Genomic DNA, 15,848 nt, shown 5'->3' on the forward strand with positions numbered 1-15,848 from the left:
ACGTTCACCTCCCCTGCAATGCGGCTGCGATGACGGCTCGCCCGATGGGGGCGGCCACGGATCCACCGGTTGCGGCGAGAGCTCGGTCGCCGCCGTCCTCGACGATGACGGCGATGGCGACCTTGGGGTCGTCGGCAGGTGCGAATCCGATGTACCACGCGTGCGGTGGGGTGTTGCGCGGGTCGGAACCATGTTCTGCGGTACCGGTTTTCGACGCGATCTGGACGCCGGGGATCTTGCCCTCGCCGCTGGTGTTGTTCTCGGAGCCGATCATCAGATCGGTCAGCGTCGCCGCGGTCGCCGAGCTGATCGCCTCGCCCATGGCCTTGGGCTGGTAGCTCGACAGGTCCGACAGGTCGGGAGATTGCAGCTGCTGCACCAGGTTCGGGGCCATCCGCACGCCGCCGTTGGCGACGGTGGCGGCGATGACGGCGTCCTGCAGCGGGGTCAGCGCCACATCGCGCTGGCCGATGCTGGATTGGCCGAGCGCGGCGTCGTCGTCGATGGGCCCGATGGTGCTGTCGGCGACGGTGAGCGGAATGGTCGAGTCCTCACCGATGCCGAATGCCGCGGAGGTCTCACGCATCCTGTCGACCCCGGTGTCGATGCCGAGCTCGACGAAGGCGGTGTTGCACGAGCGTGCGAACGCTTCGCGCAGGGTTGCCGTCTGGCCACCGCCGCACGTCGACCCGTTGTAGTTCTCCAGTGTCGTCGAGGTCCCCGGCAACGTGATGTTCGACGCGGCCGTGAGTTGATCGTCCGGTGTCGCGCCCGCTTCGAGTGCGGCTGCGGTGGTGATCACCTTGAACGTCGATCCGGGTGGGTAGGTCTGCGAGATCGCCCGGTTGACCATCGGCTTCTCGGGATCGTTGCTCAGGTTCTCCCACGCTTCGGTGGTGGTGCTGCCGTCGTGGCTGGCCAACAGGTTCGGGTCGTAGCTGGGGGTGCTGGCCATGGCCAGGATGTTGCCGGTGGCGGGGTCGAGGGCCACTACCGAACCGGTGTATCCCTTGGCGGTCAGCTGGTCGTACGCGACCTGCTGAACGACGGGGTCGATGGTGGTGACGACGTTGCCGCCGCGGGGATCTCGGCCCGAGATGAGGTCGAACAGGCGTCCGCCGAAGAGCCGGTCGTCGGATCCGTTGAGGACGGGATCCTCGGCGCGTTCGAGGCCACTGCTCGAGTACAGCATCGAGTAGTAGCCGGTGATCGGCGCGTTGGCCTGCGGGCTGGCGGGGGAGATCGAATTCTGCGGGTAGGTGCGCAGGTACTTGTAGCGGTCGTCGGTCGGGACCGAGGACGCGAGTACCTGGCCGCCTGCCGAGATCTGACCGCGCTGGCGCGAGTACTCGTCGAGCAGTACTCGCGAATTCCTGGGGTCGGTGCGCAGATCGTCGGCCTTGATGACCTGGAGGTAGGTGGCGTTGGCGAGCAACGCAACGACCATGACCATCACGGCGATGGAGACGCGGCGCAGGGGAGTGTTCATGCGCGCTTCACCATCTCGGTGGGTGCCTCCGCGATGGGCGCTGCGGGAGCGGGCTTCTTCTTGGGCGTTGCCGGCTCACGGGCTGCGTCGGAGATCTTGATCAGCAGCGCGAGGAGCAGGTAGTTGGCGAGAAGCGACGATCCTCCGTAGGACAGATACGGCGTGGTGAGGCCGGTCAATGGGATGAGTTTGGTGACGCCGCCGACGACGACGAACAGCTGGATGGCAATGGTGAACGACAGACCTGCGGCCAGCAGTTTGCCGAAGCTGTCGCGGACGGCCAGCGCGGTACGCAAGCCGCGAATGATGAACAGCAAGTACAGGATCAGGACCGCGGTCAGGCCGATGAGGCCGAGTTCCTCTCCGACCGTCGCGATGATGAAGTCGGTCTTGGCGAACGGAACCTGGGACGGGCGACCGCTGCCGAGCCCGGTGCCGGCCAACCCGCCCGTGGCGAAGCTGAACATGGACTGGACGATCTGGTAGCCGGTGTCGTTGTAGTCGTCGAACGGGTGCAGCCAGGTGTCGGTGCGGATCTTGACGTGGCCGAACACCTGATACGCGAACAGGAATCCGACGAGCAACAGCCCGAATCCGATGATCAACCAGCCGACGCGTTCGGTGGCGATGTAGATCATCACCAGGACGGTTCCGAAGATCAGCAGCGACGTACCGAGATCCTTCTCGAACACGAGTACACCGACCGAGACGATCCAGACGACCAGGATCGGCCCCAGATCGCGTGCCCGTGGGAAGTCCATTCCGAGGAAGTGCTTGCCGGCGACGGTGAACAGTTCGCGCTTGGCCACCAGCAGTGAAGCGAAGAAGATGAGCAGCAGGATCTTCGCGAACTCACCGGGCTGAATACTGAAGCCGGGCAGTCGGATCCAGATCTTTGATCCGTTGACCTCGGAGAATGCCGACGGCAGCATGGCCGGGATGGCCAGGAGCACCAGTCCGGCGAGTCCGACGGTGTAGCCGTAGCGAGCCAGGGTGCGGTAATCGCGTAGCAGCACCAGCAGAGCGACGAACCCGGCGATGGCCAGCGTCGTCCACAGCACCTGCTGGTTGGCATCGGGCGACGGAATGGGGTTGCCGAGATACTGGGCCTGCTGCTCGTCGGCCAGATCGAGGCGATGAATGAGCACCAGACCGAGTCCGTTGAGCAACGCCACGATCGGCAACAGCAACGGATCCGCGTAGGGAGCGAAACGGCGTACCGCCAGGTGCGCCACCGTCATCAGCGCGAGATACGCCACCGCGTACTTCGCCAGATCCCAGGTGATGGTCTGTTCCTGACTGGCTTCGACCAGAACCAAGGAGATCGTGGTGATCAGAACGGCAGCGCCGAGCAACAGCAGTTCGATCCCGCGTCGGTTGGATTGAACCGGCGCTGGGGCGAACCCTTCGGGCGGACTCGGAAAGGATCCTCCCGCGGACGGATTGGAACTCATCGAGTACCGGTCCTGCAGTTCTGGCCGGGAATTTGCGGAACCGTCGGTGTCGGCACGGCTGTGGTGGTCGGTGCTGCCTCAGGAGTGGGTTCGACCGTGGGCGGCAGCGGGGCGGCGGGCGGCGGGATGATCGCCGTCGGAGTCGGTTCGACGGTCGTGGTCACGACCGGCTCGGTCTCGCAGACCTGAAGCAGGTCCCCGGAAGCCAACCGCTCGACCTGTCCGCGCGCATCGTCGAGAGATCCCGACGGCAACCCGGCCGTGACCTGCTCACGTGCAGCAGGCAGAAGATCGTCGATCTCGAACGGAACACAGTCCGCCGGGGCGGCATCCGGCGCGGTCAACGTGACGGCTCCGTCGTCGTCGAGGCAGCCGATCAGTTCGACGCTCTGCAGCGAGTACCCCAGCACCGAGCCGGGCAGCCCGCGCAGCACGGTCACCTTGCTGTTGTCGGCACCGACGTAGTAATTGCCCTTGATGATCGAATTGGCCACCACCGCACCGATTCCGGCGAGAACGACCAGGGTCAGGGCAATGAGTGTCCAGCGCAGCTTGTGCGATTTCTTCTCCGGTGCGACAACCGGAGCGGTGACGCGCTTGGGCGTCGTACGGGGGGGACGCATCGCTGCGGCGCGCCCTGCTGCGGTGTTGGGCGGAGGGGCGTCCTCCTCGTCTTCGGTGCTGGCGGCACCGCCGAGAATGGGGTGGCTCTGTCCGTAGTCGAGGTCGATCACATCGGCGACGACGACCGTCACGTTGTCCGGCCCGCCACTGCGAAGCGCGAGTTCGATCAGTCGGTCGGCGCAGGGTCCCGTCTCGCCCTCGTTCAGCGTGTTCTCGATGGTTTCGTCGCTCACGACGTCCGAGAGGCCGTCGGAGCACAGCAGATATCGATCGCCTGCGCGCACTTCTCGAACGGTGAGCGTCGGCTCGATCTCGTTGCCGGTGAGGGCACGCATGATCAAGGAGCGTTGCGGATGTGTGTGCGCCTGCTCGGCGGTGATGCGGCCTTCGTCGACGAGAGACTGAACGAAGGTGTCGTCTCGGGTGATCTGGGTGAGCGAGCCGTCGCGCAGCATGTACGCGCGCGAATCGCCGATGTGTACCAGTCCGATTCGCTTGCCCGCGAACAGGATTGCGGTCAGTGTGGTCCCCATGCCGTCGAGCTCGGGTTCGTCCTCGACCTGGTCTGCGATGGACGCGTTGCCCTCGCGGGTGGCTGCCTCGAGCTTGCCCAGCAGATCCTCGCCGGGCTCGTCGTCGTCGAGATGAGCCAATGCGGCGATCATCAACTGCGAGGCCACTTCACCGGCGGCGTGACCGCCCATGCCGTCGGCCAGCGCCAGTAGGCGAGCCCCGGCGTACACGGAGTCCTCGTTGTTGGATCGAACCAGACCGCGATCGCTGCGGGCGGCATAGCGAAGGACGAGGGTCACGGGCGCAACTCGATCACGGTCTTGCCGACGCGGACAGGGGTTCCCAGGGGGACGCGAACGGCGGTGGTCACCTTCGCGCGGTCGAGGTAGGTGCCGTTGGTCGAGCCGAGGTCTTCGACGTACCAATCTCCGCCGCGGGGCGAGATGCGCGCATGCCGCGTCGACGAGTAGTCGTCTGTCAGAACGAGAGTGGAGTCGTCCGCTCGCCCGATGAGGACGGGCTGCGTGCCGAGCGATATGCGCGTTCCGGCGAGACCGCCCTGGGTCACCACGAGGTACTTGGCCACCTTCTGCTTGTTGAACGACGGGAGAACTTTCGAGCCGCCGGAGTAGCGAGGAGGCACTCGCATGCCTGCGGCCGCATAGATGTCACTGCGCAAGGTGCGAAGGACGGCCCAGACGAAGAACCACAGCAAGAGCAGGAAGCCCGCCCTTGTCAGTTGCAGAATCAATCCCTGCACGACGATTCACCTCCTCCTTCGCAATCGACCCGTGTTCCGCACACGCGCAAAGTCGCGGCGCGGCAGACATGGTTGCCTCGCAGCATCATAGGGTGAAGCAGCTCGTGTCGACGACATACGGGTGGACGAGAGTGCGAGTCGAACCCCCACCCGAGCCCACGTCGATCGTCAGACGATCCGAACCAGAATTTCGGAGTGACCGGCCCGAATGACGTCGCCATCGGCCAACTGCCAGTCCTGCACCGGAGCGCCGTTGACGGTGGTGCCGTTGGTGGAACCGAGGTCGGAGAGCATGGCCACGCGGCCGTCCCACCGGATCTCGATGTGTCGACGCGAGACACCGGTGTCGGGGAGCCGGAACTGTGCATCCTGGCCACGGCCGATGATGTTCTGACCGTCACGGAGCTGGAAGTAGCGGCCGCTGCCGTCCTCGAGTTGCAGCGTGGCGGCGAGCGCCTGGCTCCGCCCTGCGTACGAGGCGGGCTGGTCGTAGCCGTAACCGTCCCCGCGGTCGCCCGCACCCTGCGGGTACCCACGGCCGTAGGCGGCCGGTGCAGGCGGGTAGTCGTAGCCGGGCTGCTGGTAGCCGGGCTGTTGATATCCGGCGGCCTGAGGCTCGGCATACCGGCCGGCCGGGTCGTTGTACGCCTGCTCCTGGTAGGGGGCCTCGGAGTACGCGGCACCCTGCTCGGCGGCGTTGTAGTCGTAGCCCTGGCCGTTGTAGCCCTGTGCGTTGTAGGCCTGCGCGTCGTATGCCTGGCCGTCGTACCCTTGCGCGTCGTAACCCTGGGCACCGTAACCCTGATCCTGGCCGCCGGGCGCGCCGTAGGCGTTGGGGTCGTAGCCCTGTTCCTGGCCGGCCGCGCTGTAGGCCTGACCCTGCTCGGGGTACGACTGCTCGTCGTAGCCACCGTTGTACGGCTGCTGGTCGTAGCGCGGATCGTGATCGGCAGGCGCGTAGGCCTGGGCGTCGTACCCGTTCTGCTCACGTGCGGGGTAGCGCGGATCCTGGCCACCGGCGTAACCGTTGCGCGTGCGCGGATCGGGACGATGGCCGTCCGCGGGATCGCGCTGCGGGTCGTAGCCTGGGTTCTGCGTCATGTGGCCGGCTCCTGGTATCGACATCGGTGGGGCAGACGGTCGCTGCGTAGCTGAAGGGACGGGACTGGGTGCCGGCGGAGCCGATACGTTCTTCGGGGCCGAGGCACCCTGCTGCGCATTGCGGCCAGCAGTCGCCGATCGTCCCACATCGGGATCGACCGAGCCACTGGCACGGAACTGTCCGGTGTGCAGGGTGGGCGAGGGCTCGAATCGAACCACCACGTCGCCGTAGGTCTGCCAGCCTTGATCGCGGATGTAATCGTCGAGGTGACGTGAGAACGCCTTGACCGTGAGTTCTCGGTCGCCGGCGAGCTCGGCGTGGTCCGAGCTGTTGATGGTGATGACGTAGCTGTTGGGTGCCAGCAGATGCCCGCCGTCCAGGGGCCGAACCAGATCCGACGCTTCCTGCTGGAGCGCTGCCTCCACCTCCGCCGGTACGACGCCTCCGCCGAACACGCGGGCGAAGACGTCGCCGACAGCGCCTTGGAGCTTGCGTTCGAAACGTTGAACGATGCCCATCGTGACCCCTCCTCTCACTGTGTTCTTCCACCGTGTGGTGCCTGCTGGTGTGCAGGACGCGACGGCCGCGTGTCATCACGAAGTCGCGCTGCAAGCATGATATACGGTGCCACCGACGGGGACTGCTCGCCGCGGTCGGCTCCCGGCTGCTCGACGCGGCGATTTTCGAGCGCGGCATGGTGCGTGTTAGTGTTCTCGCCGTTACCCGGGCGGGTGGCGGAATGGCAGACGCGCTGGCTTCAGGTGCCAGTGTCCTTCGGGACGTGGGGGTTCAAGTCCCCCTCCGCCCACCACACTGGCCGCAGCTGATTCGATCGCTGCGGCCAGTAGTTTCTTCCGGGTCGGTTTCCTCGCGGCCCGTTCCTCGAATCGTCCTACAGGCGTGTGATTCTCGGGCGATGTCGGCCGGGTGGTCCAGTACCCGGTCTCGATGGCGTCTCGTATACGAGAATTCGCAGGTGAAAGCCCATAATAGGCTTACCTTATTTGCGGGGGCACCCAGGTGCTGACTTATCGTTCGTAGTTGGATCGGCCTCACCACGGCCGGATCCGTCGAGACCCTCACTTTTCTACCATGAGCTCACCCGCTCGTGCAGGGGAAAGCGTCGACGATCGACAGGTGCTGCTTCAACGGCGAGGACGCACCGCAGGCCGTTCGTGCAGCCGGTTACACCACACCGTCGCCGACGAGTATCAAGGCTGGACTTATCCGAAGGCTAGGTATGAAGCACACTCCGGGCCCGCAAGGCCTCTACGATCCCGTCAACGAACACGACTCCTGTGGTGTCGCGTTCGTGGTGGACATGCACGGTCGACGCAGTCGCGACATCGTCGAGAAGGCGATCACCGCACTGGTCAACCTCGAGCACCGCGGTGCTGCCGGCTCCGAACCGAACACCGGTGACGGTGCGGGCATTCTGATCCAGGTTCCGGACGCGTTCTTCCGCGCCGTCGTAGATTTCGAGCTCCCCGCTGCCGGCGCGTACGCGACCGGTGTCGCGTTCCTTCCCCAGGGCCGCAGCGATGCCGCGCGTGCCTGCGAGGGTGTCGAGCGCATCGTCGAGAGCGAAGGCCTGTCGGTTCTGGGTTGGCGTGAGGTCCCCACCGACGACTCCTCCCTCGGAGCTCTGGCGCGCGATGCGATGCCGACCTTCCGTCAGCTGTTCCTCGCGGCTCCCGACGCGTCGGTCACCGACCTCGACCTCGAGCGGCGCGCATTCGTCATCCGTAAGCGCGTCGAGCACGAGCTGGGCGAAGAGGGCGCGGGCAAGGACGGCCCCGGCCGCGAAACCGTGTACTTCCCGTCGCTGTCCTCGCAGACGTTCGTCTACAAGGGCATGCTGACGACGCCTCAGCTCAAGGGCTTCTACTTGGACCTGCAGGACGAGCGTGTGGAAAGCGCACTGGGACTTGTGCATTCGCGCTTCTCCACCAACACGTTCCCGTCGTGGCCGCTGGCACATCCGTTCCGCCGCGTCGCCCACAACGGCGAGATCAACACCGCCACCGGCAACGAGAACTGGATGCGCGCCCGCGAGGCACTCATCACCTCCGACGTGTTCGGTGGCTCCGAGGCTCTCGAGAAGATCTTCCCCGTGGTCACCCACGGAGCAAGTGACACAGCACGTTTCGACGAGGTGCTCGAGCTGTTGCACCTCGGCGGCCGCAGCCTGCCCCACGCCGTGCTGATGATGATTCCCGAGGCCTGGGAGCGGCACGAGTCCATGGACCCCGCACGTCGGGCGTTCTACAAGTACCACTCCTCGTTGATGGAGCCCTGGGACGGACCGGCCTCGGTGTGCTTCACCGACGGCACCGTCATCGGCGCGGTTCTCGACCGCAACGGCCTGCGCCCGAGCCGGCTGTGGGTCACCGACGACGGTCTGGTCGTCATGGCCTCCGAGGTCGGCGTGCTCGACATCGATCCGTCGAAGGTCGTCCGCAAGGTTCGCCTGCAGCCGGGCCGCATGTTCCTGGTGGACACCGCGCAGGGCCGCATCGTCTCCGACGACGAGATCAAGGACGAGCTCGCCGCCGAGCATCCGTACCAGCAGTGGCTCGACGAGGGCCTGACCTCGATCGACGACCTGCCCGAGCGTCCGCACGTGCACATGCCGCACGACCGCGTGCTCATCCGTCAGCAGATCTTCGGGTACACCACCGAGGAATTGAACGTGCTGGTCTCGCCGATGGCGAAGTCCGGTGCCGAGGCCATCGGTTCCATGGGTACCGATACCCCGATCGCCGTGCTGTCGGCTCGTCCGCGGATGCTGTTCGACTACTTCTCGCAGCTGTTCGCGCAGGTCACCAACCCGCCACTCGACGCCATCCGCGAGGAGATCGTCACCAGCCTCGGCGGCACCATCGGACCCGAGGGCGATCTGCTCAACCCGGGTGCCGACGGCTGCAAGCAGATCGTGCTTCCGCAGCCCATCCTGCACAACGACGACCTCGCCAAGCTCGTCCACATCAACGACGAGGGCACGCAGGAAGAGCTGCGCTCGGTGGTCGTGCGCGGTCTCTACCCGGTGTCCGAGGGTGGTGAGGGCCTCCGAAAGTCGTTGGAGGCCATCCGCGCTCAGGTGTCCGCTGCCATCTCGGGCGGCGCGCGGATCATCGTGCTCTCGGACCGTGAGTCCAGCGAGAAGCTCGCTCCGATTCCGTCGCTGCTGCTCACCTCGGCAGTGCACCATCACCTCGTCCGCGAGAAGACCCGAACCAAGGTCGGTCTGATCATCGAGGCCGGTGACGCCCGCGAGGTGCACCACATGGCTCTGCTCATCGGATTCGGTGCGGCAGCGGTCAACCCGTACATGGCGTTCGAGTCGATCGAGGACATGATCGAGCGCGGTGCCCTCACCGACATCGAGTTCGACAAGGCCGTCGCCAACTACATCAAAGCCGCGGGCAAGGGCGTACTCAAGGTGATGTCCAAGATGGGCATCTCCACTCTCGCGTCGTACACCGGAGCCCAGCTGTTCCAGGTCATCGGCCTCTCGCAGGAACTGGTCGACGAGTACTTCACCGGCCTCAACAGCCACCTCGGCGGTATCGATCTCGATCAGGTCGCCGACGACGTCGCAGCGCGGCACGCGGTGGCGTACCTGGACAACCGTCAGGAGCGTGCGCACCGCGAGCTCGAAACCGGCGGTGAGTACCAGTGGCGTCGCGAAGGGGAGTACCACCTCTTCAACCCGGACACGGTGTTCAAGCTGCAGCATTCCACTCGCACCGGTCAGTACGACATCTTCAAGGAATACACGAAGATGGTCGACGACCAGTCCGAGCGCCTCGCGTCGCTGCGCGGTCTGTTCCGCTTCAAGACCGAAGAGCGACAGGCTATTTCGATCGACGAGGTCGAGCCGGCCAGCGAGATCGTCAAGCGTTTCTCCACGGGCGCGATGAGCTACGGCTCCATCTCGGCCGAGGCGCACGAGACCCTTGCCATCGCGATGAACCGTCTCGGCGGACGCTCGAACTCCGGTGAGGGCGGCGAGGACGTCTCGCGGTTCGAGCCGGACGAGAACGGTGACTGGCGACGCAGTGCCATCAAGCAGGTCGCGTCGGGACGTTTCGGCGTCACCTCGCACTACCTGACCAACTGCACCGACATCCAGATCAAGATGGCGCAGGGAGCCAAGCCCGGTGAGGGCGGCCAGCTTCCGGCGCACAAGGTGTACCCGTGGGTCGCCGAGGTTCGGCATTCGACGCCCGGCGTCGGCCTGATCTCGCCGCCGCCGCACCACGACATCTACTCCATCGAGGATCTCGCGCAGCTGATCCACGACCTCAAGAACGCCAACCCGCAGGCCCGCATTCACGTGAAGCTGGTTTCCGAGGTCGGCGTCGGAACGGTCGCCGCCGGTGTGTCCAAGGCGCACGCCGACGTGGTGCTCATCTCGGGCCACGACGGCGGCACCGGCGCGACGCCGCTGACGTCGGTCAAGCACGCGGGTGGACCGTGGGAGCTCGGGTTGGCCGAAACGCAGCAGACGTTGCTGCTCAACGGACTTCGCGATCGGATCGTCGTGCAGGTGGACGGTCAGCTCAAGACCGGCCGCGACGTCATGGTGGCCGCTCTGCTCGGCGGCGAGGAGTTCGGTTTCGCCACCGCTCCGCTCGTCGTCTCGGGCTGCATCATGATGCGCGTGTGCCACCTCGACACCTGCCCCGTCGGTGTTGCAACTCAGAATCCGTTGCTGCGCAAGCGGTTCGCAGGCAAGCCGGAGTTCGTCGAGAACTTCTTCATGTTCATCGCCGAAGAGGTTCGCGAGCTCATGGCCGAGCTCGGGTTCCGCACGCTCGACGAGGCCGTCGGTCAGGTGGGTCTGCTGGACACCACCGCGGCCAAGGAGCATTGGAAGGCGTCGAAGCTGGATCTGGCACCGATTCTCGAAGAGGTCGAGTCGGCGTTCATGAACCAGAACCTGTACAACACCGGCGTCCAGGATCACGGTCTCGACAAGGCTCTCGATCAGCAGCTCATCTCGGCCAGCCGCAATGCGTTGGACAGGGGTGAGAAGGTCGCGTTCGAGTCCAAGATCACCAACGTCAACCGCACCGTCGGCACGATGCTGGGGCACGAGGTCACCAAGGCCTACGGCGGCGTCGGCCTGCCGGACGACACCATCGAGATCACCTTCACCGGCTCGGCCGGCAACAGTTTCGGTGCGTTCGTGCCCTCCGGTATGACGCTCCGACTCAACGGCGATGCCAACGACTTCGTCGGCAAGGGACTCTCCGGTGGACATCTGGTGTTGCGCCCGTCGCTGAATGCTCCGAAGGGATTCGTCGCCGAGGACAACATCATCGGCGGCAACGTGTTCCTGTTCGGTGCCACCAGCGGTGAGGCTCTCATCCGCGGCGTCGTCGGCGAGCGTTTCGCCGTTCGTAACTCCGGTGCCGTTGCCGTCGTCGAAGGCGTCGGAGATCACGGCTGCGAGTACATGACCGGCGGCAAGGTCGTCATCCTCGGCTCGACGGGCCGCAACTTCGGTGCCGGTATGTCCGGCGGAGTCGCGTTCGTGTTCGATCCGAACAAGACGTTCGAGGCCAACCTCAACACCGAGCTGGTCGACATCGAAGAGCTCGAAGGTGACGAGTTCACCTGGCTGAAGGACATCGTCACCCGCCATCAGGAGCAGACCGGCTCCGAGGTGGCCGAGCGGATCCTCGCGGATTGGTCACAGCAGGTGAACCATTTCGTGAAGGTCATGCCTCGCGACTACAAGAAGGTACTGCTGGCCATTTCCGAAGCCGAGAAGAACGGCGCGGACGTGGACGAAGCGATCATGGAGGCAGCTCGTGGGTGACCCACAGGGATTTCTGAAGAACACGGTCCGCGAAGTGCCGAAGCGGCGCCCCGTCGACCTGCGCCTGATGGACTGGAAAGAGGTCTACGAGGACTTCTCGAAGGACACCTTGCGCACGCAGGCCAGTCGATGCATGGACTGCGGTATTCCGTTCTGCCACAACGGCTGCCCGCTGGGTAACCTGATTCCCGAGTGGAACGACCTGGTGTTCAAGGACCGCTGGCGCGACAGCATCGATCGACTGCACGCCACCAACAACTTCCCGGAATTCACCGGTCGGTTGTGCCCCGCCCCGTGCGAGGCGGCGTGTGTCCTGGGCATCAATCAGGATCCGGTCACCATCAAGCAGGTCGAGGTCGAGATCATCGACAAGGCCTTCGAAGAGGGATGGGTCACGCCGGTCTACCCGACGCATCTGACCGGCAAGACCGTCGCCGTCGTCGGCTCCGGACCCGCGGGACTCGCTGCAGCGCAGCAGCTCACCCGCGCCGGGCACACCGTCACGGTGTTCGAGCGGGCAGATCGCATCGGCGGATTGCTGCGATACGGCATCCCCGAGTTCAAGATGGAGAAGCGCCACATCGACCGTCGCCTGGCGCAGATGGAGGCCGAGGGCACCGTCTTCCGCACCGGTGTCGATGTGGGCGTCGACATCTCGGCCGACGAACTGCGCGAGCAGTTCGATGCCGTGGTCCTCTCAGGCGGCGCCACCGCATGGCGCGACCTGCCCATCGAGGGCCGCGAGCTCGACGGCATCTACCAGGCCATGGAGTTCCTGCCGCACGCCAACCGCGTCCAGCAGGGCGACTTCGCCGCGCCGCCGGTGAGCGCCGAGGGCAAAAAGGTCGTCATCATCGGCGGCGGCGACACCGGGGCCGACTGCCTCGGTACCTCGCACCGTCAGGGCGCAGAAAGCGTCCACCAGTTCGAGATCATGGCCCGCCCGCCCGAGGAGCGTGCGACGTCCACCCCGTGGCCGACGTACCCACTGATGTACCGGGTGGCCTCGGCCCACGAAGAGGGTGGCGAACGCGTCTTCTCCGTCAACACCGAGCGTTTCGTCGGCGAAGACGGCAAGGTCACCGCACTCGAAGCCTGCGAGGTCGAGTTCAAGGCGGGCAAGTTCGAGAAGGTCGAGGGCAGTGAATTCACCCTCGAAGCCGATCTGGTTCTGCTCGCCATGGGATTCGTCGGACCGGAGAAGGGCGGCCTGCTGACCGACCTGGGTGTCGACTTCAACCAGCGCGGCAACGTCGAGCGCACCAACGAGTGGGTCACCAACGTCCCCGGCGTGTTCGTCGCCGGCGACATGGGCCGCGGCCAGTCGCTCATCGTGTGGGCCATCGCCGAGGGCCGGTCCTGCGCGGCCGCCGTCGACACCTTCCTGCAGGGAGCAACGGCGCTACCGGCGCCGATCGTGCCCACTCAGGCACCGCAGCGGTAAGTCGCGTTTCTCCGCCGAGCTCGAAGTTGTGGACGGATCGAGGTCCGATTCCGTCCACAACTTCGAGTTCGTCTGCTTTCCGCTGCCATTCGACACACGGTTACGTTCGTTAACCATGTAGGCATCTGATGGTCACAGGCCGCTGTCATTGTGGTGATCGAACAACGAAGCGCGTTCGACCACCAGTGAGGCCCCCTCCCATGAGTGTCAAGAAGATCTGCGCCGGTATCGGCGTCGCTGCAGCTGTTGCATCCGGAATCGTCGTCGGAACGGCTTCGCCCGCCGCCGCGGACCCGGCCGATTGCCCGGCGATGTACGTCGTGGCCATTCCGGGCACCTGGGAGACCAGCTCGGGTGCGGCCCCCAAGCCGGGCATGCTGACCGACGTCACCGATCGTCTCGGTGGCGACATCCGCACCGACTACGTCTCGTATCCCGCGACCGCGTTCCCCTGGGAGGGCGAGGTGTACGGGCAATCACGCGCCGAAGCCGTCGCCAACGCGGGCGGGATGCTGAAGGCCATGGCCGATCGTTGTGGCGCAACGAAACTGGGCATCATCGGGTACAGCCAGGGTGCCGACGCGGCGGGCGATCTCGCCGCGGCCATCGGCACCGGAGTGGGCGTGGTGCCCGCGGACAAGGTGGTCGCCGTGGGGCTGATCTCCGACCCGAAGCGCTCCGACACCGACGCTCTCGTGGGGCCCGCCGTGGTCGGAACCGGGGTCGGTGGACCCCGCGTCGGTGGATTCGGCTACGTCAGCCCCGTGGTGCGGACGTTCTGTGCCGTCGGCGACCTGTACTGCTCGACGCCCAAGGACGATTACGTCGCGCGGCTGGCCGGCTTCTTGGCCGTCTCGTCGAACCCCGCGCCGAACGTCGCCGATCAGTACTCGCAGGAAGCGCAGTCCCTGATCGCGGACCTCGCCGCGGCCGGTGGTCTGCCGGTGTTGCAGGGCCAGCTCACCGATCAAGCGAACGCTCAGCGTCAGCGTGAGATCGAGGCGTTCTACCGTTCGGGTATCCACCAGGAGTACCAGAGCTACGACGTCGGGGGCGGCCAGTCCGCGACTCGGTGGTTGGCGCGCTACCTCGCCGACGCGGTCTGACGGCGTAGCAGCACGAAAACCGCCACAGCGCTGACGGCCATCAGACCGGCGCTCCAGCCGGCCGCGAGGTTGAAGCCGTCGACGAACGACGAGTTCGCGACGGTGGTCAGTTGCGAGGCGAACGGCTCGGGCAGGTAGTCCGCGACGGCGACGGCACCGCCTATGGTTTCTCGTGCGGGGTCCGCTATCTCGGCAGGGGTGCCCGCCGGGATGGCGTCGTCCATGCGGTGCCGGTAGACGGTGCTGCCGATCGTGCCGAGGATCGCGATACCCACGGCGCCGCCCAGTTCGGCTCCGGTTTCCGACAGTGCCGATGCGGCACCGGCCTTTTCGGGTGCCGCGGCGGTCAGGACGATGTCGGAGTTGAGCGTCGACGCCGCGCCGATGCCGAACGTCAGCAGAGCCATTCCGGTCAGGAGTAACGGTAGGCCCGAGTTGCTGGTGACGAAGACCATTGCCACACAACCGAATCCGATGAAAGCCAGGCCGCAGGCGATGATGGTGCCCGTATGGATGACCTTACTCATCGTCGGTGCCAACACAGCTCCGGTCGCTGCAGCCGCGGCGGGAATCAACAACCACAATCCGGCCTCGAGCGGCCCGAGTCCGACTACCAGCTGGAGATACTGCGCGGCGAACAGGCTGAAGCCGGTCATCGCGAAGATCACCAGGAACTGCACGACGACGGCTGCACTGAAGGCACGTTCGGCGAACAGCGTGACGTCGATCAAAGGGTGTGCTGCCTTCCGTTGCCGGATGACGAACACTGCACCGAGCGTCAGCCCGACGAGGGCGGTGACGATCATTGCCGCGTCGATCCCCTCCTGTGCACCGTGTTTGATGGCGAACACGATCGAGAGCATCGAGGAGATAGCGAGAATCACGCTGATGGGATCGAACTTCCCGGGGTCGGAGTCCTTGAACTCGGGGACCAGAAACGGGGCGGCGACGAAAAGTACCACCATGATCGGAATGTTGATCAGGAACACCGAGCCCCACCAGAAGTGTTCGAGCAGAACACCGCCGATGACAGGGCCCACTGCTGCTCCACCGGCGAAGCCGGCAGTCCACAGGCCGATGGCTTCCTTTCGCTGAGTGGGGTCGTGAAACATGTTGCGGATCAACGACAATGTGCTCGGCGCAATGGTGGCTCCGCCGATTCCCAGCAGAGCGCGCGCCGCGAGCAGCATCTCGGGAGAGGTGGACAACGTCGCGGCCAGAGACGCCACTCCGAACACGACGGCACCGATCATGAGCAGGGTGCGCCTGCCGATGCGATCGCCCAGCGAGCCCATGGTGATCAGTAGGCCGGCAAGCAGAAATCCGTAGATGTCGAGAATCCACAACGACTGATTGCTGGTGGGTTCGAGATCGGCCGTCATGAACGGCAGGGCCAGGTACAACACCGACATGTCCATCGACACGACGAGAATCGGCACCACCAGCACTGCGAGGCCGAGCCACTCCTTACCGGTGGCGCGCTGGTCGGTTGCCGTCTGGCTCACTGTGGTTTCCCTTCCCGAATG

Annotated in this window: 9 protein-coding genes and 1 tRNA gene; 4 read left to right on the forward strand and 6 right to left on the reverse strand. The window is 65.5% G+C overall.

Annotated elements, in window-relative coordinates; all coding sequences use genetic code 11:
* Positions 1–4 precede the first annotated feature (4 nt).
* From NY08_RS17585 to NY08_RS17605, 5 genes are all read right to left on the reverse strand, one after another.
* A complete protein-coding gene (locus NY08_RS17585; RefSeq protein ID WP_032397002.1) occupies positions 5–1,489 on the reverse strand; it encodes a peptidoglycan D,D-transpeptidase FtsI family protein in 1,485 nt (494 codons plus the stop codon).
* A complete protein-coding gene (locus NY08_RS17590) occupies positions 1,486–2,943 on the reverse strand; it encodes an FtsW/RodA/SpoVE family cell cycle protein (protein ID WP_032397003.1) in 1,458 nt (485 codons plus the stop codon). The genes NY08_RS17585 and NY08_RS17590 overlap by 4 nt, the downstream gene beginning before the upstream one ends.
* Positions 2,940–4,379, reverse strand: a complete 1,440-nt coding sequence (locus tag NY08_RS17595; RefSeq protein WP_045197786.1) for a PP2C family protein-serine/threonine phosphatase — start codon at positions 4,377–4,379, stop codon at positions 2,940–2,942. The genes NY08_RS17590 and NY08_RS17595 overlap by 4 nt, the downstream gene beginning before the upstream one ends.
* On the reverse strand, positions 4,376–4,840 hold the full coding sequence (locus tag NY08_RS17600; RefSeq protein ID WP_032397005.1) for an FHA domain-containing protein FhaB/FipA: 465 nt from the start codon (positions 4,838–4,840) through the stop codon (positions 4,376–4,378). The genes NY08_RS17595 and NY08_RS17600 overlap by 4 nt, the downstream gene beginning before the upstream one ends.
* Before the next feature lie 168 nt (positions 4,841–5,008).
* On the reverse strand, positions 5,009–6,460 hold the full coding sequence (locus tag NY08_RS17605; protein WP_045197788.1) for a DUF3662 and FHA domain-containing protein: 1,452 nt from the start codon (positions 6,458–6,460) through the stop codon (positions 5,009–5,011).
* A 207-nt stretch (positions 6,461–6,667) separates the two neighbouring features.
* Here NY08_RS17605 and NY08_RS17610 point away from each other — a divergent pair.
* From NY08_RS17610 to NY08_RS17625, 4 genes are all read left to right on the forward strand, one after another.
* Positions 6,668–6,753: transfer RNA gene (locus tag NY08_RS17610), tRNA-Leu, on the forward strand.
* Positions 6,754–7,182: 429 nt separating this feature from the next.
* Positions 7,183–11,772: a glutamate synthase large subunit gene (gene gltB, locus NY08_RS17615; RefSeq protein ID WP_032397007.1), complete on the forward strand. Its 4,590-nt coding sequence runs from the start codon at positions 7,183–7,185 to the stop codon at positions 11,770–11,772.
* Complete coding sequence (locus NY08_RS17620; protein WP_045197790.1) at positions 11,765–13,216, forward strand: glutamate synthase subunit beta; 1,452 nt, start codon at positions 11,765–11,767, stop codon at positions 13,214–13,216. The genes gltB and NY08_RS17620 overlap by 8 nt, the downstream gene beginning before the upstream one ends.
* A 200-nt stretch (positions 13,217–13,416) precedes the next feature.
* Positions 13,417–14,322 (forward strand): cutinase family protein, encoded by a 906-nt coding sequence (locus NY08_RS17625; RefSeq protein WP_045197793.1) that lies wholly within the window; start codon positions 13,417–13,419, stop codon positions 14,320–14,322.
* Here the strand turns inward: NY08_RS17625 and NY08_RS17630 are convergent.
* Positions 14,301–15,827, reverse strand: a complete 1,527-nt coding sequence (locus NY08_RS17630; RefSeq protein WP_045197795.1) for an MFS transporter — start codon at positions 15,825–15,827, stop codon at positions 14,301–14,303. The genes NY08_RS17625 and NY08_RS17630 overlap by 22 nt on opposite strands.
* Between the last annotated feature and the right edge of the window lie 21 nt (positions 15,828–15,848).

Source organism: Rhodococcus sp. B7740, from assembly GCF_000954115.1.
Classification (GTDB): domain Bacteria; phylum Actinomycetota; class Actinomycetes; order Mycobacteriales; family Mycobacteriaceae; genus Rhodococcoides.